The organism is Parafrankia irregularis (assembly GCF_001536285.1).
Classification (GTDB): domain Bacteria; phylum Actinomycetota; class Actinomycetes; order Frankiales; family Frankiaceae; genus Parafrankia; species Parafrankia irregularis.
In genome coordinates this window covers 1-22,587 of the sequence record NZ_FAOZ01000032.1, presented here as the reverse complement: position 1 = coordinate 22,587, position 22,587 = coordinate 1, and the positions used below count along the sequence as shown (strand labels likewise).

General features: G+C 68.9%; 17 protein-coding genes. 10 read left to right on the top strand and 7 right to left on the bottom strand.

All coding sequences use genetic code 11. The features are described from left to right. Positions 1-239 precede the first annotated feature (239 nt). Complete coding sequence (locus AWX74_RS31430; protein WP_091284176.1) at positions 240-698, top strand: SRPBCC family protein; 459 nt, start codon at positions 240-242, stop codon at positions 696-698. Positions 699-852: 154 nt separating this feature from the next. On the opposite strand, the gene AWX74_RS31425 is transcribed toward AWX74_RS31430, so the two are convergent. Continuing rightward, on the bottom strand, positions 853-3,546 hold the full coding sequence (locus tag AWX74_RS31425; RefSeq protein WP_091284173.1) for an ABC transporter permease subunit: 2,694 nt from the start codon (positions 3,544-3,546) through the stop codon (positions 853-855). 233 nt (positions 3,547-3,779) lie between these two features. Between AWX74_RS31425 and AWX74_RS31420 the strand changes: the two genes are divergently transcribed. Beyond that, a complete protein-coding gene (locus tag AWX74_RS31420) occupies positions 3,780-4,556 on the top strand; it encodes an ABC transporter ATP-binding protein (RefSeq protein ID WP_091284171.1) in 777 nt (258 codons plus the stop codon). A gap of 89 nt (positions 4,557-4,645) precedes the next feature. Then, a complete protein-coding gene (locus tag AWX74_RS31415; RefSeq protein WP_242666500.1) occupies positions 4,646-5,854 on the top strand; it encodes an ABC transporter substrate-binding protein in 1,209 nt (402 codons plus the stop codon). 404 nt (positions 5,855-6,258) lie between these two features. Here AWX74_RS31415 and AWX74_RS41700 read toward each other — a convergent pair whose 3' ends face one another. Then, the gene (locus tag AWX74_RS41700) at positions 6,259-7,323 is read right to left on the bottom strand and encodes an expansin EXLX1 family cellulose-binding protein (protein ID WP_242666499.1); all 1,065 of its coding nucleotides are present in this window, start codon (positions 7,321-7,323) and stop codon (positions 6,259-6,261) included. Positions 7,324-7,827: 504 nt separating this feature from the next. On the opposite strand from AWX74_RS41700, the gene AWX74_RS31400 reads away from it, so the two are divergent. Genes AWX74_RS31400 through AWX74_RS31390 form a run of 3 tightly spaced genes read left to right on the top strand, consistent with a single transcriptional unit; the run spans position 7,828 to position 10,760 of the window. After that, a complete protein-coding gene (locus AWX74_RS31400) occupies positions 7,828-8,793 on the top strand; it encodes an STM4015 family protein (RefSeq protein ID WP_091284165.1) in 966 nt (321 codons plus the stop codon). Continuing rightward, positions 8,793-9,908 (top strand): STM4014 family protein, encoded by a 1,116-nt coding sequence (locus tag AWX74_RS31395; RefSeq protein WP_242666502.1) that lies wholly within the window; start codon positions 8,793-8,795, stop codon positions 9,906-9,908. The genes AWX74_RS31400 and AWX74_RS31395 overlap by 1 nt, the downstream gene beginning before the upstream one ends. A 45-nt stretch (positions 9,909-9,953) precedes the next feature. Continuing rightward, entirely contained in the window at positions 9,954-10,760 is an 807-nt protein-coding gene (locus AWX74_RS31390) for an STM4013/SEN3800 family hydrolase (RefSeq protein ID WP_091284162.1), read from the top strand. Between the two features lie 33 nt (positions 10,761-10,793). Here AWX74_RS31390 and AWX74_RS31385 read toward each other — a convergent pair whose 3' ends face one another. Next, a complete protein-coding gene (locus AWX74_RS31385) occupies positions 10,794-11,756 on the bottom strand; it encodes an RNA-guided endonuclease InsQ/TnpB family protein (protein WP_091284160.1) in 963 nt (320 codons plus the stop codon). 248 nt (positions 11,757-12,004) lie between these two features. Here AWX74_RS31385 and AWX74_RS31380 point away from each other — a divergent pair, with 248 nt between their 5' ends. Both AWX74_RS31380 and AWX74_RS31375 read left to right on the top strand, forming a co-directional pair. Continuing rightward, positions 12,005-13,321 carry an STM4012 family radical SAM protein gene (locus tag AWX74_RS31380; RefSeq protein ID WP_091284158.1) on the top strand — a complete coding sequence of 439 codons (1,317 nt, stop codon included), beginning with the start codon at positions 12,005-12,007 and terminating at the stop codon, positions 13,319-13,321. Further along, positions 13,321-14,277, top strand: coding sequence for an STM4011 family radical SAM protein (locus AWX74_RS31375; protein ID WP_226931015.1), 957 nt, complete (start codon positions 13,321-13,323; stop codon positions 14,275-14,277). The genes AWX74_RS31380 and AWX74_RS31375 overlap by 1 nt, the downstream gene beginning before the upstream one ends. On the opposite strand, the gene AWX74_RS31370 is transcribed toward AWX74_RS31375, so the two are convergent. The 3 genes from AWX74_RS31370 to AWX74_RS31360 form a co-directional block, all read right to left on the bottom strand. Beyond that, on the bottom strand, positions 14,224-15,000 hold the full coding sequence (locus AWX74_RS31370; protein ID WP_131799588.1) for a hypothetical protein: 777 nt from the start codon (positions 14,998-15,000) through the stop codon (positions 14,224-14,226). The two genes, AWX74_RS31375 and AWX74_RS31370, sit on opposite strands and share 54 nt — an antisense overlap. Positions 15,001-15,532: 532 nt before the next feature. Next, positions 15,533-18,079, bottom strand: a complete 2,547-nt coding sequence (locus tag AWX74_RS31365) for a class I SAM-dependent methyltransferase (protein WP_091284155.1) — start codon at positions 18,077-18,079, stop codon at positions 15,533-15,535. Between the two features lie 132 nt (positions 18,080-18,211). Further along, positions 18,212-18,763 (bottom strand): GNAT family N-acetyltransferase, encoded by a 552-nt coding sequence (locus AWX74_RS31360; RefSeq protein ID WP_165615867.1) that lies wholly within the window; start codon positions 18,761-18,763, stop codon positions 18,212-18,214. 186 nt (positions 18,764-18,949) lie between these two features. Between AWX74_RS31360 and AWX74_RS31355 the strand changes: the two genes are divergently transcribed. Beyond that, entirely contained in the window at positions 18,950-20,125 is a 1,176-nt protein-coding gene (locus AWX74_RS31355) for an acyl-CoA dehydrogenase family protein (RefSeq protein WP_091284150.1), read from the top strand. Positions 20,126-20,334: 209 nt separating this feature from the next. Further along, positions 20,335-21,471 carry a hypothetical protein gene (locus AWX74_RS31350; protein ID WP_091284148.1) on the top strand — a complete coding sequence of 379 codons (1,137 nt, stop codon included), beginning with the start codon at positions 20,335-20,337 and terminating at the stop codon, positions 21,469-21,471. 125 nt (positions 21,472-21,596) lie between these two features. Here the strand turns inward: AWX74_RS31350 and AWX74_RS31345 are convergent, their stop codons facing one another. Beyond that, positions 21,597-22,040 carry a hypothetical protein gene (locus AWX74_RS31345; protein WP_091284146.1) on the bottom strand — a complete coding sequence of 148 codons (444 nt, stop codon included), beginning with the start codon at positions 22,038-22,040 and terminating at the stop codon, positions 21,597-21,599. Between the last annotated feature and the right edge of the window lie 547 nt (positions 22,041-22,587).

The window sequence follows — 22,587 nt, the reverse complement described above, 5'->3', positions numbered from 1 at the left end:
GTCTCGGCATAATGCGTCGGGCGCGCGCGCACTCGCGCATGGACAGTCGCCGCCGTGCGCCGGCCCTGCGCACGTACGTGACCGACTCGCGGCCGACGTGTGCCCCCGGGAAACCGCGGTCCGCTCGTGACCGCGCGGCTTTCCGCATCCCTTCCCACAACGCTGGGCCGACTCGGTGTTGCCGTCCTCGTTGTGGGAAGGGGCGTCAAGGACAACGTCCACTACCAGGAGGAGACCTGATGGCCACCACCGTCGCGGAGTCGATCGACGTCGCCGTACCGGTCCGCACTGCCTACAACCAGTGGACCCAGTTCGAATCCTTCCCGCACTTCATGAACGGCGTCGAGTCGATCCGGCAGGTCGACGAGACCCACACGCGCTGGCATGTCAGGATCGGCGGACAGGACCGAGAGTTCGACGCGACCATCACCGAGCAACTGCCCGACGAGCGGGTCGCCTGGAAAAGCACCAACGGCCCCACCCACGCCGGGGTCGTCACCTTCCACCGGCTCAACCCCGACGAGACCCGCGTGACGGTCCAGCTCGACTGGCAGCCCGAAGGCGTCGCCGAGAAGATCGGTGCGGCCGTCGGCGCGGACGACCGGCGGGTGAAGGCCGATCTGAGGCGCTTCAAGGCCTTCATCGAGGAGCGGGGAACCGAATCCGGATCCTGGCGCGGTCAGGTCGACCGACCCTGATCAGACCGTCGATCGCGACCAGCAGCTCGGCGCGGGGACCGCAACGGTGGGCCTTCCTCCGGACTGCCCACCGTTGCGGTCCGCGTCGTCTGGTCGTCCCACTCACGTGAGGGTCATCCTCGTCACCGGTCAGGGGCAGCCCCTGCCGGGCGGCTCAGGCCAGGGACGGATCCGGTACCGGATCCACTGGTGCCGTGTCCGCTGGTGCCGGGTCCACCGATGCCGGATCCGTCGGGTCGCCCAGGTACGCCTCCCGGACCGTCGCGTCGGCCTGGATCTCCTCCGGGGTGCCCTCGGCGAGGACTCGTCCCTGGTGCAGCACGACGATCCGGTCGCAGGCCGACATCACCAGCGCCATGTCGTGGTCGACGACCAGCACGGTGAGCCCGCAGTCGTGGGCGAGGTCGCGCAGGTGGGCGGCCAGCTGGCTGATCTCGGTGATGGACAGGCCGGCCCCCGGTTCGTCGAGGAGCACCACCGCGGGATTGCTGGCCAGCGCACGCACGATGCCGACGAGGCGACGTTTCGCCATCGGGAGCTCGGTGGGCAGCCGCGGCAGGTCCTCGGTCAGCCCGAAGCGCTCCAGCGCGGCCCGGGCCGGTGCGGTCAGCCGCCCGTCGGTACCGCCCGCGTTCTCGGCCGCGACCCGCAGGTTCTGCGCGACGGTCAGGTCCTCGAACAGCTCGCCGGCCTGGAAGACCCGGCCCAGCCCGCCGCGGGCCCGCGCGTCGGCGCCGTCCGCGCCGAGGGTCCGGTCGCCGAGCAGCACCTGGCCGCCGCTGGTGGCCGCGAAGCCGCCGATCGCGTCGAGCAGGGTCGTCTTGCCGGCTCCGTTCGGGCCGACCAGGCCGGTCACCGTACCGGGCAGGGCACGAAGGGACACGTCGCTGACGGCCGCGACACCACCGAAGCGCACCGAGACGTCCGCGGCGACCAGTGCGGTACCGGCCCGCGCCGGCTGTTCACCCGGCGGGATCGGCGCCGGGTCATGCTGGAAGCTGCGCCGCCAGGCCACGCCGTTCTCGTGCAGGAGCACCGTGACGACCAGCGCCGCACCGAAGATCGTCGCGTAGTTGTCCGTGATGAAGCCGATGTGCAGCTTGGCGATGACCAGGTAGACCAGGCCGCCGAAGGCGAGCACCCCACCGAGCAGACCGCCGCTGACCGCGGTGACGCCGGCGATGACGGCGAGGCTCACCAGGTTGATCGACTCCAGGAACGAGAACTGGGTGAACGTGACCGAGGAACTGCGGAACCCGAGCAGCACACCGGCGGCGCCGGCCATCGCCGAGGAGATCACGAAGGCGGAGAGCTTGGCCCGCGCGACGCTGATCCCGACGGACGCGGCGGCGCGTTCGTTGGTCCGCACGACGAGCAGCCGGCGCCCGAGCCCCGAGCGCCGGACGGCGACCACCACGCCGGCCGCGACCACCAGCCAGAACAGTGCGACGAGCCCGTACCGGTCGGGATGGCGTGCCGCGTCCACGTCGAGGCCGAAGAGCGTCGGCGGGTGTGGCTGCGAACCGGCGATGCCACCGGTGTAGTGGGTGCTGTCGAAGAGCACTCCGGAGACCGCGACGGCCAGGCCCATGGTGAGGATGGCGAGGTTGATGCCCCGGACCCGCAGGGCGGGAAGGCCGACGACGAGGCCGGCGACGGCTCCGACCACGGCTCCGGCGACCGGGGCGAGCACGAACGGCAGATGGATGTCCAGATCGAGGCGGACCGCGGCGTAGGCGCCGAGGCCGGCCACGGTCATCTGCGCCAGGCTGATCTGGTTGGCGTAGCCGATCAGGACGACCAGCGACAGCACCAGGATGCCGAAGACCACGGAGAGGATCGCCGCGTCCTGCCACTGGGCGCTGCCGAACAGCAGCACGGCGACCGCCCCGGCAAGCGCGATCACCGCCGGGACGGGCCGGAACAGCCCGGCGGCGACCGGAGCCGCGGGCACCGCGGGCAGCCGGTTGCTCGCGCCGTCCCGGCGCAGCACGAGGATCGCCATGACGGCGACGAACGGCACCGTCTGCGGCCAGCCCAGCTGGAACTGGCTCGGCACATGCTCCGCCACCAGGTGCGTCACCACGCTCTCGCCCACGCCGAGCGCGGCACCGCCGGCCAGCGCCAGCCCGAAGCTGTCGAACCGCCCGAGCAGGGCCGCGGCCAGCGCGAACGCCATCACCTGGAGCATCGCGGTGTCGAACTGCCCTACGATGGGCGCGACGAGGATGCCGCTCGCCGCGGCCAGCGCCGAGCCGAGCGCCCAGTTGAGGCTGCCCAGCAGGTGCGGTGACGCGCCGAGTGCCTGGGCGGCGGACTCGTGTTCCGCCATCGCCCTGGTCATGAGTGGCAGCCGGGCGCTCGCCGACCAGGCCGCGAGCCCCAGGACGACCACCACGGCGATCAGGAAGATGATGATCCGTTCGTACGGGATCTTCTGGTCGAACACGTCCACCCCGCCGGAGGGGAAGGCGCTGTCGGGCACCCGCGGGGCGTTCTCGAACACGGTGTGCGCCAGGCCGATCAGCAGCCCGAGCAGACCGAGGGTCGCCACCATGCGGGACAGCTGCGTCCGGTGCCGGACGAATCGTATGACGAGCAGGTAGACCCCGGCGCCGAACACCGCCGCCGCCAGCAGGGTCAGCACCGCCGCCGGAATGCTTGGTACGTCGTGACTGTCGCGCATCCAGTAGAAGAGAAGCGCGCCCCACAGCGCGATGCCGCCGTGCGCGAAGTTGATTGTTCGTGACCCGCGGTGTATCGCAACGATTCCGACCGCGCTGACCGCGTAGACGCCGCCGACGCCGAGGCCTAATAACGCGAACTGCAGGATGGTCCGCGGATCCATGACACCCCCAGAGCTCAGGAACGAGTGGTGGCCGGCCGGCCGCGCGCATTCGGCTGGCCGGCCACCACGAAGGCCATTGCGGACCCCTGTTTGGCAGCGTAAGGTCGTGAGCATTCACTCGCAAGACCCCGTGGGATGCGGCGGTGGGCGGATGTCGACGGCCCGGCAGGCCCTTTCCGCGGGCTATTTGGCGTCGGCGCTGCCAGTTACTCTCAGAGTACGGAGGATGACGGATGGGTGATGGTGGCCCGGGTGGTGGCCGTAGCGGCGGACACGGCGGCGTGTCGACGGTTCCCGAGAAGTCCCCGGCGGAGTCGGAGCAGTCCGGACCTTCGGCCGCGATCGAGGCGCGCGGGCTGTCGGCCGGTTACGGGCGGGTGCCCGTTCTGCGCGACATCGACCTCGAGGTGCGCCCCGGTGAGGTGGTGGCGCTGCTTGGCCCGAACGGCGCGGGCAAGACCACCCTGCTGCGCACGCTGGCCGGGTACAGCAGGCCGACGAGCGGCGAGATCCGCCTCTTCGGGGAGCCGTGCAACCGGGTTCCCGTCTATCGGCGTGCCCGCCGGGGCGTGTCCTTCATGGGCGAGGAGCGCCATGTCTTCCCGGGGCTGACCGTCCGGCAGTCGCTGCGGCTCGTCCGGGGCGGCGCGGAGTCGATCGAGCTGTTCCCGACGCTCGCGGACCGCTCCCGGCACCGCGCCGCGCTGCTGTCGGGTGGCGAGCAGCAGATGCTCGCCCTCGCACTGGCGCTCGCCCGCGCTCCGCGGCTGCTGCTGATCGACGAGCTGTCTCTCGGCCTCGCTCCACTGGTACGTGAACGCCTACTTGACACCGTGCGAGAGACGGCCGACCGTGGCGTCGCGGTGGTCGTCGTCGAGCAGAACGCACGGTCAGTGCTGAGCCGAGCGGACCGGGCCTATGTGATGCGCCGCGGCGAGATTGTCGACGAAAGCCCCGCGAGCAGGTGGCTCACCGACCTCGACGGCCTGGCCGCCCTCTACCTCTCCTGAAGCACCTCACCCGAACCATCTCTGCTGAACCACCTCGCTCGTCCACAAGAATGGGGATAGGAATGCTCGGAAGAAGCGCGAGGACGCCCGTGGCCGCGTTCGCGGCGGCGGTGTCACTCGTGGCGGTGCTGGCCGGTTGCGGCGGCGGAGGAGACGACGAGGCGAAGGCCGACTTATCCGGCGGCCTCACCGGTCAGCCGATCAAGATCGCTGCCATCGGGGGCCTGAGCGGCGGGGTCAGCAGCAACCCCGAGTACGCCACGGGCGCCCGGGCGGCGGTGGCGGCGATCAACAAGAGCGGCGGGATCGACGGCCGGCCCCTCGAGCTGAAGCTCTGCGACAACCACCAGAACGCGACCGACTCGGCGAACTGCTACCGCGAGATCCTCGCCGACAAGGACATCGTCGCGATCGCCGGCGGGTCCGACAACTACCACGACGCCACCAAGGCCCAGATCGAGGCCGCCCAGATGCCGATCATCGGGCAGTACCCGGTGTCGGGCTTCGACCTCACCAACTCGCTCGCCTTCAACGTCAACGGCGCGGTCGTCGTCGGCTTCCACGGCCTGGCACAGGACGTCGTGAAGAGCGGGGCCAAGCGTATCGGCCTGGTCACCCTGGACATCCCCACTGCCGACGTCATCCGCAAGACGGTCAACGACGTCTTCAGCAAGGCGGGCGTCGAGGTGGTCAACAACGTCCAGCTCGCTCCGTCCACGGCGGATCTGAGCGCACCGGCCCAGCAGGCCACCCAGAACTCCCCGGACGCGGTGGTCTGGCTGACCTTCGCCGCGCAGACGAGCGTGGCCGTCAAGGCGCTGCGCGCCACCGGGTACGAGGGAACGGTCGCATTCGCGGGCAGCGCCTTCGACCAGGATCAGCTCAAGACCATGGGCGCCGACGGCCCGGCCACGATCGGCCTGGTTCTCCCGCCGGCCTGGGACACCTCCACCCCGTATGGAAAGCAGTTCAACGAGGACATGAAAGCCTATGAGCCCGACGGGAAGGTGGACGAGCTCAGCCTCAACAGCTGGCTCGGAGTGAAGATCTTCGCGCAGGTGGCGTCCTCGGTCCAGACCGTGGACAGAGCATCCATCCTGGCCGGGATCAAGAAGCTGAGCAAGGTCGAGACCGGCGGGCTGACCGCACCCGTCGACTTCACCGCCAAGAGCACGCTGCCCTACGCCGCGATCTACAACCCCGCCTACACCACCGCCCACGTGAAGGACGGCAAGATCACCTGGGACGGCAAGCTCCGCGAGTTCGGCACCGGCAAGGAGCTCACCCCGTCCCCCTGAGGTGACGCCGGCGCGAACCGCCGGGTCGGCGCTGGGAAAGCGGGTCGTACCCGCCCTCCTGGCGCCGACCGGCCGACCGCCGCGGCGGGTCGGGGCTGCCGCTCGCACAACCGCGGCCGGGCTTCCGAGCGCCCGGTAGCCCGGTGGGCCGGTAGCCCGGTAGCCCGGTTTGTCGAGTCGCAAGAGTGAACGATTTTGGTCGTGCCGACAACCAGAATCCTTCTTTCTTGCGGGTCGCCAGGAGTATCGACTCCGAATATGTCTATTTTGCGGCGAAAAGATCAGTGCCGTGCGGTGGTGCGGGATCCCCGATGGGGCAGATCTTGCCCGGCAGCGGCGCCCGCCGGGGTCATCAGAGATCATCAGGGATCATCGGAGACCCCGGCCGCGATCTGTGACAGGACTCAGCGCTGGGCGAACTGGCCGGTGGCCTGTTGGGTCGTACCCGGCGACAGGCTGACGGTGTGGACGAGCCGCTCACCGAAGACATCGGTGATCCGTACCGTGAACGGACCCGGCCCGAGGCCGTTCGGCGCGATGAAGTAGTTCCACATCTCGCGCCGCAGCGGCGTCCACACCCCGTTGACCCGCACCTCCAGTGAGGTGACCAGGTTGCGGTGCTGACGGACCTGGAGGGCGAGCCAGTAGGCCGACGAACCCTCCTTCACCTTGTACTGCACGGCTCCGAGGCCCGACGGGCTGGCCAGCCGCCAGGTGACGTCCACCAGCCCCGGCACGCCGCCGGCGATGCGGGCGAACGCCTGCTCGCTAAGGTCGAGCTGCCCCGGGGCGCATTCGGGGCAGCGGTCGGTGACCTTGACGACCACGCTTCCCCCGGGGCCGGTTACCTGGATGTAGGCACCGCAGGCGCGTGCGGTCTCGTAGTCGGCCTCGTTCATCGCCACGACCGGCATCGCCGGGTCGTTCAGCCGGTCGAACATGCAGTTGCCCCCGCCGTCAGCGCCGTAGTGCGTCGCGCGGCCCCGGTAGACGGTGCCCGGCTGGATCCGCCCGGAGGCCGGGGCGGCGAGCGGCTGCGCCGGTGGCGGGGCCGGCGGTTGCGCCGGTGCTGCCGCCGCCGGTGTCGAGATGGCGGTGCCGGCGCCGGGGGACGAGGGGGGTCGCCCGGCGGTCGAACCGGTCGCCGTGGAACCGGCCGGTGGCGCTGCCGGCTGTCCCGAACCGAGCGCCGGATCGGAGCCCGGCGCCGCGGCCGTGGCCCCCGCCGTGTCGCCGGGCGTGGTCGTCGGGATGTGCCCACCGAAACCCGAAGGCGGCACCGCGGCCGCGGTGCCGGTAACAGGAGCAGCGGTGGCGGCGGCCAGGGGACGGCTGGAAGCGCCGTCGCCGAGGGGCCAGCAACCGGTGATCATGATGGCGACACCCGCCGTCGTCGCCGTGCCGATCACGGCCCGGCGAAGAAGCGCCGCGGCGGCGCGGGAAGGAGAACAAGGAGAAGAGGGCAGCATCAGGGAGGAACCTCCGTGACCGCAGTGTCGAGACGACTCGAAGACGACTCGACGCGATGGGACCCCTCCCGAGATCGGAACAATAGCCTGCAGCATCCACCTCGTCGAGCACCATGGGTGCCCGGGCTGGCGCGTTGGGTGAGAATTTTTTGGGTGCGGGTCGTGTTCAGCCTGCGGTGGGCCCCGCTGCCGGGCGAGGATGTCCACGAACTCGGCATTTCCGCCGGAAACCCGGTCCGTTCCGGACCCGCCGTCATCACGACCGGCCGTGTCGCGGCGCCGCGCACCGCCGCCTCCGGGTGGGTCGGGCAGCTGTGGCCGGGCCAGCGGTGCGGGGCCACATCTCGCCGTCTCCCGGATCATCCTGTGTTCTGACTGTCCGCGGGACTGTGCCGGTGACCTCGGCTTCGAGCCTCAGACGGGTCTGCCGGGGCGGCTGGCGACCCGATCATGTCGGTGGCAGCTGATAGGACGGTTCCCGACAGTCACCGCGAAGGGGGCCAGATGACCATCAACGAGCACCTCACCGAGCTCGCCGGCAAGCCGGTGGTCGATTTTCGGTACGAGCACGACGGCGAGTCGTCCGATCGGTACTTCGGGCCGGCGGGCTCGGGCGCGCCGGCCTCGCCCGGTGACGTCGCCTGGCGGATCAGAACCTGGTTCGAGGGTCCCGACCTCGGCGGCGTCTTCCAGAAGTTCCTGGCGGAGGTCCCGCCCGCGGAGGTGACCCATCTGGTCATCGGCTACTGGGGTGCGTCCTACGACACGAAGAACCCCGCGAACCCGGTCGACCTGCTGGTGGGTGCGGCCGACCGGCTGCCCGCGCTGCGCGCGCTGTTCCTGGGCGACATCGTGCTGGAGGAGGCGGAGATCTCCTGGATCGAGCAGTCCGACGTCACCCGCCTGTTCGGTGCCTTTCCCGCGCTGGAGTACCTGGGGGTCCGCGGGAGCGACGGGCTGGCGCTGAGCCCCGTCCACCACGGCACGCTGAGGACGCTGCGGTTCGAGGCGGGTGGGCTGCCCGCCTCGGTGGTGCGGGCCGTCGGCGGGAGCGACCTGCCGGCCCTGGAACACCTCGATCTGTGGCTGGGTACCGACAACTACGGCGGCGACGCGACGGTGGCCGACCTCGCCGGGATCCTGGGCGGCGAGCGGCTGCCCGCCCTGCGGCATCTGGGGCTGGAGAACGCCCAGATCGCGGACGAGGTCGCCGCGGCTGTGGCGGGCGCTCCGGTCGTCGCGCGGCTGGCGTCGCTCAGCCTGGCCCTGGGCACCCTGACCGACCGGGGAGCCGAGTCGCTGCTGTCCGGCCAGCCGCTCACCCACCTCGAGCGCCTCGACCTGCACCATCACTTCCTGACCGACGCCGCGATGAACCGTGTCGGCGCCGTGCTGCCCGGCGTCGAGATCGACCTCGGTCAGCAGGAGGAGGCGGAGGACGACTGGTTCTACACCGCGGTCTCCGAATGATGTTCACCGTGGTGGGGGCCCCGGGCGACCGGCGCACCGAACTGTTCACGGCCGCGTGCCGCTCGGCGGGCCTGGCCGCACCCCGGGTCGTCGGCTGGGCGCAGGTGCTGCACGGCGGCGAGCCGCCGATCGTGCCCGGCGGAGCGCTGCCGATCGTGCCCGGCTCACTGCTACGGATCGACTCACCCGGAGGCGACCCCGAGGTGGACAGGCTGCTGCGCGGGCCCGGTGATCCGACCCGGGTGGGCGGGGGTGCACGGTGGTATGCGGCCTTCACCGCGGGCCTGGGGCGCGTCGCCGCCGCGGCCACGGCTTCGGGCGCCCAGCCGCTCGGCGACGTCGACGAGATCGCCGTCATGTGCGACAAGAGGCGCTGCCACGCCCGGCTGCGGTCGGCGGGTGTGCCCGTCCCCGAGGCACTGCCACCCGTCCACGACTATGCCGACCTGCGGGCGCGGATGGCGCAGGCGGGCATGGGCCAGGTGTTCGTCAAACCGGCGCACGGCTCGTCCGCATCCGGCGTCGTGGCGCTGCGGGCCGCGCGCGGCGGGCGGGTCAGAGCCGTCACCTCCGCCGCGCGCATCGGCACCGGTCTCGTCAACGCGCTGCGGGTCCGGGCCTACGAGACCGAGCCTGAGGTGGCCCAGCTGATCGACGAGCTGGCGCCGGACGGGCTGCACGTGGAGCGGTGGCTGCCCAAGGCCGCGCTCGGTGGGCGTGTCCTCGACCTGCGGGTGGTGGTGATCGCCGGCGAGCCGACTCATGTGGTCGTGCGGACAAGCCGCTCCCCGATGACCAACCTGCACCTCGGCGGGGCGCGGGGCTCGGTGAGCGCGGTGCGCGACGCCCTCGGCTCCACCGGCTGGGAGCATGCGCTCGACGTGTGCGCGCGGGCCGCCGCGTGCTTTCCCGGCAGCCTCATGGTCGGTGTCGACCTGCTTGTGCAGATCGGCTGGCGGCAGGTCGCGGTCGGTGAGATCAACGCGTTCGGCGATCTGCTGCCCGGCATCACCGGGCTGCCGGGCACCTGGGCCGAAGGCCTGGATACCTACACCGCTCAGGTGCATGCCGCCCAGGTGCGCGCGGCCCTGGCGGCGCACGCGGCGGCGGCATGAGCGGCCGGGAGCGATGGCGGCACGAGAGGCCGGGGCGGCGGCGGCATGCGTGACATGAGCGAGATCGTCGGCACCCATGATCTGCTGCTGGTCACGCTCGACACCCTCCGCTACGACGTCGCGGCCGAACTCACCTCCGCCGGGCGGACACCCACCCTCCGGGGCCTGCTGCCCGACGGCCGTTGGGAACGCCGCCACACCCCGGGCAGCTTCACCTACGCGGCACACGCCGCCATGCTTGCCGGCTTCCTGCCGACCCCGGCGCGGCCCGGCCCACACCCACACCCGCGCCTGTTCGCCGCGCGGTTCCCTGGCAGCGAGACCACCGCATCCGGCACCTGGGTGTTCGACGCCCCGGACCTCCCGGCCGGCCTGGCGAAAATCGGCTATCACACGGTCTGTGTGGGCGGTGTGGGCTTCTTCAACAAGCTCAGCCCGCTCGGCTCGGTGCTTCCGGGCCTGTTCACCGAAAGCCACTGGGAGCCCCGGTTCGGCGTGACCGACCCCGACTCGCTGGCCCACCAGATCGACCGGGTCGGCGAGGTGATGCGGCGTCTTCCTCCCGACCGGCGGCTGTTCCTGCTGCTCAACGTGGCCGCACTGCACCAGCCCAACTGGTTCTACCTGGCCGGTGCCACCCGCGACCAGGGCGACTCGCGCGAATCCCACGCCGCGGCGCTGCGCTATGTCGACCGGCAGCTCGGCCGCCTGTTCGCGCTGATGCGCCGCCCCTGCTTCGTGATCGTCTGCTCGGACCACGGGACCGCGTACGGCGAGGACGGCCACCACGGCCACCGTCTCGGCCACGACGTCGTCTGGACCGTCCCATACGGGGAGTTCGTGCTGGCTTGACGTCCTCCCTCTCGTGAACGAGAGGGATTCCAACTACCCGAACAGGAGTTCGTGTTGTTGAGGTTCGCGGTTCACGGGCCCGGCCAGCACCGTGCCTCCCCGCGCGGTCACGGCCCGTCCGGCCGCGATATTGCAGGCCGCGTTGGTGTCGGCGTGGGCCGTGTGCCCGCAGGCGACGCACCGGAACACCGCTTGGCTCTCGCGGTTCCCAGGCGCCGTATGCCCGCAGGCCGAGCACCGCTGACTCGTGTACGCGGCCGGGACCCTCTCGACCCGGCCCGGGGCCTTCTGCTCCAACCGTCGGACGAGCAGCCCCCAGCCATTGGCGAGGATGCCCCGGTTCAACCCGGCCTTCTGCGCCACGTTCCGCCCCGGGTTGTCGACCGTGCCCCGGGCGGAACGGGTCATTCCCTGGATGTTCAGATCCTCGACCCGGATCATGTCGTACCGGCGGGTGAGATCGGTGGAGGTCTTCTCCACCCAGTCCTTGCGCCGGTCCGCCTCCCGGGCCTTCAGCCGGGCGATCTGTCCTTTGATCCGGCCACGCCGGTTGCTGCCCCGCCGTGCCCTGGCAACGGTCCGGCTGCGGCGGAACCGCACCCAGCCGACCTTCGGGACCAGCACCGACGACCACCTCCCGTTGTCCTGGCGGACCCGCGACGCGGCCGGGCCCACGATCCGGAACCCCTCGTGCACACCCTGCCGGCGGAACCCGGGCCTGCGGTGCGTGCCGTTGAAGAAGTTCCGCCATGCCTGGTCCAGGTCACGCAACGCCTGCTGCTGCACGATCTGCGAACCCGCCGCCAACCACGCATGCTCCGCCCGCGCCTCGGTCAGCTGCCGCGCCTGCTCGTGGTACCCGGGCGTCGGCCCACGCCCGGGCCGGTAGGCCGCACGCTGCTCGTGGCCGAGGTTCCACACATACCGGGCATGGCCGCACTGCGCGAGCAGGGCTTCGACCTGCGCCGCGTCGGGAGACAACCGGAACCTGGAGATGAAATGATCATAGGTTGGCGGCGGGACCGTGAAGCAGGTCTCTCTGTGACCTCAGAGCGACCTGCACACCCGCCTCTCCGAGACCACGACGAACCACCGTCGCCCACCGAACAGCGAGACCAGCCACCCGGTGCGCCGGGCTCTCCAGCGGCGGTACGCCTGACGGCGAACCGCTGCTGCCTGCCCCGCTCCGCAAGGGGCCGGATTCCTCCCCGGCCTGAAGGCCGAGGTCTCCTCCGGGGTTCCCGATGACCGCCCCACACCAGCAGTACACCGGCCCATATCAGCAGTACGTCTACGCGTACCCGCACAAGACGGCCTACCGCCCGCTGTCCCCCCGCCCCCCGCTGCGGGACGTGTGGGCCGCGCAGGACCGGTCCGCGCTGTTCCTCTACCTGCACGTCCCGCTGTGCGAGATGCGCTGCGGCTTCTGCAACCTGTTCACGCGCACGGGGGCGTCCGAGGAGTTCACGGGTGCCTACCTGGACGCGCTCGAACGCCAGGCCGCGGCGGTCACGAGCGCACTGGGCGACGCCGCGTTCGCCACGGTGGCCTTCGGCGGCGGCACACCCACCTACCTGACCGCCCCCGAGCTGGAACGGCTCTGCGACATCAGCGCCCGCCTCGCACCGCTGGGCAGTGTCCCGTTCGGGGTGGAGACCTCGCCGGCCACCGCGACCGCCGACCGTCTCACCGTCCTGCGTGAGCGCGGCACCACCCGCATCTCGATCGGCGTGCAGAGCTTCCTGGACGTCGAGGCCCGCGCGGCCGGGAGACCCCAGCGGCGGGTCGAGGTCGAGGCAGCCCTGGAACGCATCCGCCGAGCCGGCTTCCCCACGCTGAACATCGACCTCATCTACGGCATCGACGGCCAGACCGCGGCCACCTGGCTGCATTCCCTGGACGCGGCACTGGCCTGGCGTCCGGAGGAGCTCTACCTGTACCCGCTGTACATCCGTCCCCTGACCGGCCTGGCCCGGCGCGAGACCGACTGGGACGACCAGCGCATCCGGCTGTACCGCCTCGGCCGCGACCACCTGCTGGCCAGCGGCTACGAGCAGGTCTCCATGCGGATGTTCCGCCGCCCGCCCGACGAACAGCCCGCCCCGCACAGTACGTCCGGGCCGGCGTACTGCTGCCAGACCGACGGTATGGTCGGCCTGGGCTGCGGAGCCCGCTCCTACACCTCGGACCTGCACTACTCGTTCGAATACGCGGTGGGTACCCGGCACGTGCGCGCGATCCTCGACGACTACCTGCGCGAGACGGACTTCGCCACCGCCCGGGTCGGCTTCACCCTCACCGGCGACGAGCGCCGCCGGCGCCATCTGATCCAGTCGCTGCTGCAGGCCGAGGGCCTGGATCGCATCGCCTACCGGGAGCGTTTCCACACCGACGTGACCGCGGACTTCGACCTCACTGCCTTCGCCGACCGCGGCTGGCTGGAGCAGACCCCGAGCAGTCTCCGGCTGACCCCCGACGGCCTCGCCCACTCCGACGCCCTGGGCCCGGCGCTCTTCTCACCCCGGGTCCAGGCCCTGATGGCCAGCTACACCCCACGCTGATGCAGCTGACCATCCTCTACCGTGGGCCGCTCGCGAGCTGCGACTACGACTGCTCCTACTGTCCGTTCGCGAAGCGCCGCGACACCCCGGCGCAGCTGCGGGCGGACCGGGCCGCGCTGGAGCGTTTCACCGGCTGGGTCCGGGAGCAGGAGCACGGCGTCTCGGTGCTGTTCACGCCGTGGGGTGAGGGCCTCACCCGCTCCTGGTATCGGCGGGCGCTGGTGGAGCTCAGCCACCTCCCGCACGTCGGGCGGGTCGCGATCCAGACCAACCTCAGCCACCGCGTCGACTGGACGAGTGATGCTGATCCGTCCCGGCTCGCGCTGTGGGCCACCTACCACCCGAGCCAGGTGTCATACGTTCGGTTCCTCGGCCGCTGCCTCGACCTGGCCGCCCGCGGGGTGCGTTTCAGCGCCGGCATCGTGGGCCAGCCCGAGCACCTGGACGCCGCCCGCCGCCTGCGCGCCGATCTGCCCCGGCACGTATACCTGTGGGTGAACGCGGCCAGCGGCCACACCTACACCGACACCGAGGCCGCCGACTGGGCCCAGATCGACCCGCTGTTCGCTTACAGCCGCACCCCACACCCCAGCCGCGGCCTGCCCTGCCGCACCGGCGCGACCGTCGTGTCCGTGGACGGCACCGGCACGGTCCGGCGCTGTCACTTCGTCCCGGCCGTGCTGGGGAACCTGTACGACGGCTCGTTCCGCCCGGCGCCGCGGCCCCGGCCGTGCCCCCTGGACGTCTGCGACTGCCACATCGGCTACGTCCACCTGGAGACGCTCGATCTGTACCGCACCTTCGCCGACGGAGTCCTCGAACGCATCCCCGCCCTCCGGCCCCGCGACCTGGGGCCTGCCAGATCAGGCCTGGCTGATCAAGCGTGGTCCGAAGGTGCGGGCTCAGCGGCCCAGACGTCGGAGAGTGCGCAGGAGCAGGCGGCCGAAGCCGGTTAGAAGAAGCATGCCGGAGCTCGCGAACGCAGCCAACATTCCCAGCAGGAGGCCGCGGGGCGAGTCGGTGCCGAGAACCTGCAGAACGGCCAGCGCGGTGCCGAATGGCAGACCGATCACCGTGATGATGCCGAGAGCCGCGTTGACTCGTTGGCTCTCCTGGGTCTGGAAGATGCGATTAAGATCCGCAATCTCGTTCAGAACGGCTTCGAACTTCTCGGGCAGGCGGTGCTGGGTCTGGTATGCGGCCAGGATGTCGTTGGCTAGGCCGTGGGTACCGACATCGCGCAACCAGTAGACGGAGCGGAATCTCGCGGCGCGTTCCTCAAGCCTGCTGAGGGTTCGGGAGAGGTCCTTCGAATCAAAGGCGCGGGATGCGTCCTCGACCATACCGGTGATCGATGTCTGCTGCACCATACCGATGACCAGCGCATCGAGATACGCGCTGTGCGTGTAGACCTGGGCGAATCCGAGGAACGGGTCGTCGGCGCCGATATCGCGCCGCGTGCCGACGAAGGCGGCGCCGTCCCGGGTGACGAGGCAGCGCCAGTCCGCGGACAGGACGACCAGACCGGAGAGCAGCACCTCCGCATGGTCGGGGTCTGGAGGAAAGTCCTCCCGTGTCGTGCGGGAGGCGAGATGCCACAGCCATTTCTCGATAGTTGACCAGGACGGCACCGGCGCCGCTCCCGGTGGCGGCTCAAGGTTGTCGCTCGCCGTGGTCATGAAGCTGACCGTGAATATCCGGGCATGCGCCTCGAGGGAAGCCCATGGCGGAAGCATCGCTGCGATATCGTCCCGTAGCGGGACAGTGTTCCTGCGGCCGGCGACGGCGCGTGCAGTTTCGAGTAGCCTGTCCGCCTCCACCTGGAGGTGGAGAATCGCGAGTCCGTGCGGCGAACCGTGATTCGGAGTAAGAATCTCGACCCCGAAGACAACGCCACCGCGTATGGCTGTGGAGGTGTGCTGGTACCAGCGGCTCGGACGGTCGTGCTCACCGTACAGGATACGCGCGCAGGCCGGGTTGAAGTACGTCGATCGGTTGATCGTGGTGGTAGCTGTGTCGCGATATCGCAGCGGGAGCGGGCCTACAGGCCAGTCGGGCTGTCCGACCATGAGTGCCGGACAGACCGCCACCAGAGAATGCCGACCCGATGACTCGTCAGTTAAAATTCTCTACCTCCGGCCGTCTCTGCGCCGATCGAGAACAACTCCCTTTTGGTGCCGCGGCTGGCTGGGGGGAGTACTCTTCCGAGAGTCACGGCCGCCGTGCTGTGATGTAAAGGCGGTGCTGGTAAAGGCTTGGCTGTGAGCGTTCCGCGTGCCGCAGGAACTCGTTTCTTAGTAGCTCTCGCCGCTCCTCCGGAATCTGTCGCAGGAAGGGTAGCAGGCCGGCGTAGGAGAAGTCCCTGACCAGGGTCGGATGTTCCTGTCTGTCAGTCTCGTCGGAAAATACCTCCACATCGGCGAATCCGGTCTTGCCGAGAAGTTCCTCGATCTGCACTCGGGTTGGATAGTGAGCGGGGTAGCGCCAACCCTTGAAGAACGACGCCAGGTTAAGAGATTCGATGACCTCATAGGCGCACTCGTGTAGGCCGGCATAGGTCTGATCGCCTCCTTGGTGGACGGCCAGCAGCCCACCAGGCGCCAATAGTCGGAACAATGCGCCGTATCCCGCCTCCTTCGGCAGTACCCAGTGCATCGTGCTGTTGGAGAAAACGGCGTCGTAAGCCTGTTCCGTTCTGTATTTCAGGACGTCGGCCTCATAGAAGGTCACGTTGCCGTGGCCGCGGGCGGCGCGTCGCGCCACCGCGATCATTTCGGCGCTGATGTCGATGCCGTGTACCTGCAGGTTGGGGTACTGATCGGCGAGGTCCAGAGTGACTCGTCCGCTTCCGCAGCCAACGTCGAGGGCGCGCTCCCGCGTGGAGAGATCGATCCGGTCGAGCAGCTTGGTGGACTGGCTGCGCTGTGTGTCGGAGTATTGTCGGTAGCCCTCGGCCTCCTGGAAGAGTACCCCGGCATCCATCACGAACCGGGGTACGAGCACCGGGTCGATCGCTGTGGGTTCCGTCGGCAACATAAAATAGTGCGAAGAGATAGAGATTTTCTCCTCCTCGTCACGTGTCAGGGTGAATCGCAAAATTCGTCCCTCGGTGTCTGTGGCGGAATAGATCTGTCGGCCGAACTCGTCGAACATGATCTCCGTCAGCTTAACCACAACAGGATACGACTCGCCAGCCCTGCCCACCACAAGGTCGGCATCATTGAGCAGTTGGTTGAAGCGCTGCTGAAGGGCGACACGTCCCTCGTTGCGGTGCTCGTGGACGAAATCATTGCGAGTCGCCACAAAAGTGTCGACTGCGGCCAGGAAGCTGCTGGAGAAGGGCCGGCTACGTCGGGTCAGCAGGAGGCCCAGGGTGTAGACGACGTCGTTGCCGCCGCGGTTGAGGTACCGGAGCAGCGCAGCCAGCTGCCCACCAGTAAGTCGCTGGGCCTGAAGTGGCCGCCGCAGGTTCGAGGCATTGTATTCGCGGATGAGGTCTGTCATGGATCCGACGAGCACCGAGGCCCAGAAGTGCGCGAGGTCGAACAGCATCCGCTCGACGTTCTGAGCGAGGCTGAGCCCGGCGCCACGCAATGTCTCGGCCGGAGCGGAATCCATGCCCGCAACGGATCGTGCGGAGGTCACGGCCCCTTGGTAGATGGAGTGACCGCCGGGTGCATCGCTGACAGTGAATCCGAGACCGCGGGCGAGTAGCCGGGCCCGAGCCTGGGGTGAGTCGAACTCGCGGGCTTGGTCGAGCTGGCGATGGCGAATCTCCCTGATCACCTCTCGCGGGCCGAGCAGGGAAGAAATCAGATCGATGGGTGACCGGACCAGACACATGGACATGACCGCGTCGCGATACGACGGGCGAGCCTGGGAGGCGAAGCTGGCTGCGTCGAAGCCACGCAGGTCCTCGGCGGCGACCACTGCCAGCTCGTTGGGGTCGTCGTAGTAACCCAGGATGATCTCGCACAGCTCCTCGGTCTTGTCCTTCGCCCGGAACACAAGCCTGCCCCCCGCGGACACGCGCATACCGGGAAACGAGCGAAATGCGTCCGGCTTCACTTCCTCACGGAGAAGGCGGAACAGGTCGGACTCGTCGAGCTGGCGAGTGCCGGCGCGAGTGGACAGGTGCGAGACGACGGCCGCGACCGCTCGGAAGTCGTTGCACTGTGTCTGGAGAAGATGAAGTGCTGAGAGGAGCTCCGGCGTCAGGACGTCCAGATCGTGGCCGTGCTGTTCGAGATTCCGTTGCACGTAGGCGATGAACTCGGCGCGGCTTGCCTCTCGTCGCTCCAGGGAGATGAACTGCACCGGGACGGGGTAGACATCGAGGCGAGGAGGTGTCTTCTCCGTGAAGACAACCGTTGTGAGGTCCAATGACCCGACCAGCGCTGCCGCGAAACCTGGGATGAGCTCGGGTGACAGATCGTGGTCGATGTCATCATAGATTGCTACGCGATAGGAGGTCCGTGTCTCGCGACGTGACTGCGCCCGGGGCGACCCGGCGGCGCGGGGCGCCGACAGGTCTCCGTCGCCCAAGTGGGAGCGGAGCGCGGTGGATATTGCTGCAGGATTCTGCCGGCAATCGAAGATGTCGGTTTCGTGAACCTGTCCGCGCAGCCAGTCCAGAATCGCAGTTTTCCCGGATCCGATTCCACCGAAAAGAATAATGATCTTTGTGCCGCTGGTGGGCCCCATGGCGGCCGTGATGGCCGCGCGTGCCCGGCTATGGCCTAAGATCTCGGTACTCATCGGGGCGCGCTTCCTCCTGGCGTGACGGGATCGACGTCCACGCCGGGTCCGGCTGGCGATTTTGGCCCGGGCGGAGTCGGTGCTGCACCGAGCAGGCCCTCGTTTGTGCCTATCGGCGTGACCGGCAGCGGCTCAGCCCTGCGCCATTGGGGCTGGGCGTGCGTAGTAAAGGGTGTCAATACCCTGGCCGCGGTGGTCGGGAAGACGGACGATCTCCTGATAGCCGAAGTGCTCCAGGATGGGAATGTTCTTGTCGTTACTGCTCCACGTGCGGGTCACCAGATATGGGCTGTGGAGCTGTGCCGGCAAGGTGTGGAGGGCACGGTAAAGCTCGGAGGCAAGCCCCTTCTGGCGTTCCTGTGGGTCCACTGCGATGGTGCTGATGTACGTGCAGGGGGAGAAGTCCCGAACCAGGTCGTCGTGGTGATGCACGCGGAACGAAAGAAGGCCGGAAAATCGGCCGCCTGCCCATGCGCAGACCACGTACTGGTCCAGCACGCCCTCGAGGTAGACTCGCGGCCCGGCATCACTGCCGGCGGACCCGGAAAGTGCTTTCGTGACCGTGCTTTCGCGGGCGGACAATGGTGGGACGAACTCGTGGTCCACCTTGCGTAGCAGTGCCCAGATCTCATCTGAATAAGCCCTGGTGCCAGCTCCGGGCGCCACCACCAATACCTTGGTCACGCCGCCACCTCGCGTTTCGGCCATCGCACGGAAAGAAACCCTATCATCTGGAGGTGGCGCAGCCCGCGCCTTTCGGGCTGTCCGGGGCCGTTGGATCCGCGACTGCCTGATGCAGACAAGTGTCCCTGTCCGTCGCGACGCGGCCGTCTGTTGTGGTGGCTCTTATGTGCAGGGCACCATGACCTAATGGCGCCTGACCTGGTCGTACCCGATCTCTCGCCGGAGGCATTGGCGGCCGCGACGGCCCAGATCGCCGGCTGTGCCGCGGAGTACGACCGCACGGGGGCGATACCGGCCCGTGGGCTGGAAGTGGCGCATCGGGCCGGGCTGCTGACAGCGACCGTTGCCGCCCGCTACGGCGGGCCAGGTCTCGGGGCGTTGGAGACCGTGCGCATCCTGGTCGCGCTCGGGGAAGGGGATGCCTCGGTCGGGCTACTCGCGGCCAACAACCTCATCGTCCATCAGCGGCAGGCGATGGCCGACAGCTGGCCGGTGGACTACTACGCCGACCTGCTGCGGCGCAGCGTCCAGGGGCCGGCGCTGGCCAACGCCATTCGGTCGGAGCCGGAGCTCGGGTCGCCGTCCCGCGGTGGGCTGCCGAGGACCACGGCGAGCCGCCACCCCGACGGCGGCTGGGTGCTCAACGGCCGCAAGACGTACGCCACCGGTGGCGCGGCGCTGGCATACCACGTGGTGTGGGCGGTGGCGGACGAACCCGGCGGTGACCCGCAGCGGCCCCGGGTCGGCCAGGTGATCGTCCCGGCGGAGCTGCCCGGCATCAGCTGGAGCGACAGCTGGGACCATCTGGGCCTGCGGGCGTCGAACACCCACGACGTGGAGTACGCCGACGTCCGGCTGCCGGCCGACGCGTTCATCGAGATCCCGCGCGGGCCCGACGGTGTGTACCGGGATCCGTCGACGATGACGACGCTGGCGAACTTCGCCTATTCGGCGATCTACGTCGGGGTGGCGCGGGCCGCCCGCAGCGCGTTCACGCGGTTCGCGCGGGAGCGGGTGCCCGCCGCGCTCGGGCGTCCGATCGCGACGACCGAGCGGATCCAGACGGCGGCCGGGGAGATCGACGCGCAGATCGCGCAGGCCGAGACGCTGCTGTTCGGGGTGCAGCTGCGGGCCGAGGCTGGCGAGACGGCCCACCTGCCGCAGCTGCCGTTGGTGAAGGTCCAGATCGCGCGGTCGGCGATCGCCGCGGTCGAAACCGCGGTCGCTGTGCTCGGCAACCCGGGCCTGACCAGGCATCTCCCGTTCGAGCGTCTGCTGAGGGACGTGCTGTGCGTACGGGTCCACCCGCCGCAGGAGGACACCGCGCTGCTGGCTGCGGGCCGCCGGCTGCTCGGCCAGTAGACCATTCCTGGGCATCGGATCGCCCCACGTCGTCGGGGTGGACACGACTGCGTGTGCCGCGGAGGCCCGAGGTCGATGTGGCGCCGAATGCATCGAGGATCGGCGTGGCCGGTAGGGACTACAGGTGCCGCACTGGCCGTGGTCGGTACAGAGCCGATCATTCGTTTCCCGACAGGGGCTGTGCTTCCTGTGCGACCATGCCTTCATGGGTGACCTTCGCTCCCCGCCTCGCCGCGATGACGCTCACGAAAGTCGACCGGAAATCCATGAGAACGCTGCGACCACATTTCTCTTCGATCCTGTGCCGCAGGATTAGGTACGCTGCTACCATTTTCTTTCTCGCAGCGGCCAGCCTCGTCATCTTCCTGCTCGTGGCTCAGAGCGCTGAGACGTTCCGTGGGGACCTTCTGATGAACCTGGGCGCAACCATCTTCGGTGCGGTCGCGACGGCATCGATCCTGGAACCATTGATTGACAGGTCGCGGAAACCCGAAGTCGTCGTCCACAGAACCTTCCCGCACGAGCTCTTCCTCGACGCCGCCGCCGGCGCCATCGGCAGGATCCGGATCATGGGCGCTTGGCCCTACGGGATGGAACTGCCGTATCGCGGGCGCTACCTGGCGGTCCTCCAACAGGCCATGGCCTCGGGTGTACCGGTTCAGATCCTGATCCTGGATCCCGCCAGCAGCGCGGCACAGCAACGGACCTCTGATATGAGAGATGGCGACGCATCGGAAACTATTCACGAGGTGTTGCTTGCGTTCAAGGCGTGGGTCGACACGCTCTCCGGGAGGACCGCGAACCACCTGGAGATCAAAATCTTCAGCGCGTTGCCACCGGCACGGCTCTACCTCGCCGGAAGAAAAGTAGTCTGCTCGTTCTTCGGAGACTCGGACAGCCGTGACGGCAGCAACGTCCGCCATTACGAGACGAGCACTCTCGGTGGGCTCGGCTTATACGTCAATGAGGCGTTTGACCAGCTCTGGTCGAGCGAGGAGGCGCTGACCCTTGAGGAGTACTGGCAGCTGGACATGGAGGTCCGTTTCCCGGCCGATGGTGGACCGGTTCCCGATCGTCACCGGGTCGTCGGGTATGTCGCCGCAGCAGGCGGCTTGTTCGTCAGCGACCAGCAGCTGCTCCACGACATCGGGCACCACGAGATCCCGGTACGGCTGCGGCGCCGGATCGAGGGCTTCGACTGGGATGGCAACGAGCGGCTACGCTTGCGTGCGTTCGACCGGTCTCGGGACCCACGCTCCGACGTCGTGATCAGCACCGCCAACTCCAAGTACGGAGACGAGAACAACGTTCGCCGGTCCTTCGTCGAGGTCAGAGCCGAAACGTAGCCCACAGGTCACGGACGAACCTTCCACCGGGGGACCCGGGATGCCCGCGTCTTCCGCTCGCTCGTATTCCGTGCACCGCGCCGGGATATCCTCCGGATATGTTCGGACCGCCGACCGGCTTCCGGCTAGGAGCCCGAGAGTTTCGCCTGCAGGCGCTCGCTGAGGACGACCTCGTACGGAAGGTCCCGAAGGGCCTCCGGGGTGGTGTCCACATCCTGGGCACGTAGTCGCTGCGCGAACAGCACCCAGGGGTGCGCGCCGGCTGCCTCGTCGCCCTCGTCCGGCCCGACCACGACGAGCACCGTCTCCGTGACGTCGGCGAGGGTCAGATAGCTCCACGCGTCGTCAGTGGTGGGGCTGCCCGCGAGTGAACTGCTCCAGCCCCGGTCCGTGGTCAATGCCAGGCGGCGCCCGTCGGAAAGGACCGCGAACTCCTCGACCCGGAAGCGCAGGACCCGGGGATCGCTTTCGGGCACGTAGTCGCACCAGGCTCCCAGGCGTGTCACCGTCGCGTTCACGGTGTCGACCCTAGACCATTTGCCCTGCTGGTACCCGGTGTCGAGCCTCACCACGGTCCTCGCGCCCGTTCATCCGGCCTTCGGCGGGATTCTTCTGGCGCAGCGCAAAGAATTGTCGCGGTACATCTTTCCCACCCGATTCGTGGTCCGTACACTGAATTTTCTGCTTGACTCTCACTGGGCCGCGTGCGGACGCACTACCGCCACCGAGGATCCCGCACTGCCACGCGGCACCGGCAATTCCTCTCAAGAGGGGCTAAAGGGGCAAAGATTCGCCTGGCAGTCCGCAAGAGTGAAGGATTTTGGTCTTGCGCCACGAACGGGAAGGGAGAAGCCGATCTTGAGTAGACGGTGATCTTCTGGAGCGGTGCTCCGCGGGTGATGGAGGTGTGGCCCTCCGTGACCACCATGCGGGTGGGGGTCGCAAACCGCCGTCAGCGGCGTCGCCTCAACGGGCGGGGTCGTGAGCGTGACGGAAAAGGCCCGGCGGTGACCGGGTCAGGTGTGGGCCGGGAAGGCGAGCGAAAGCGAACCACTGTGGAAGTGTCGAAATACTCTCAACGTCAGAACCGAGGTTGTGGCCAAGACTTCGGGATAA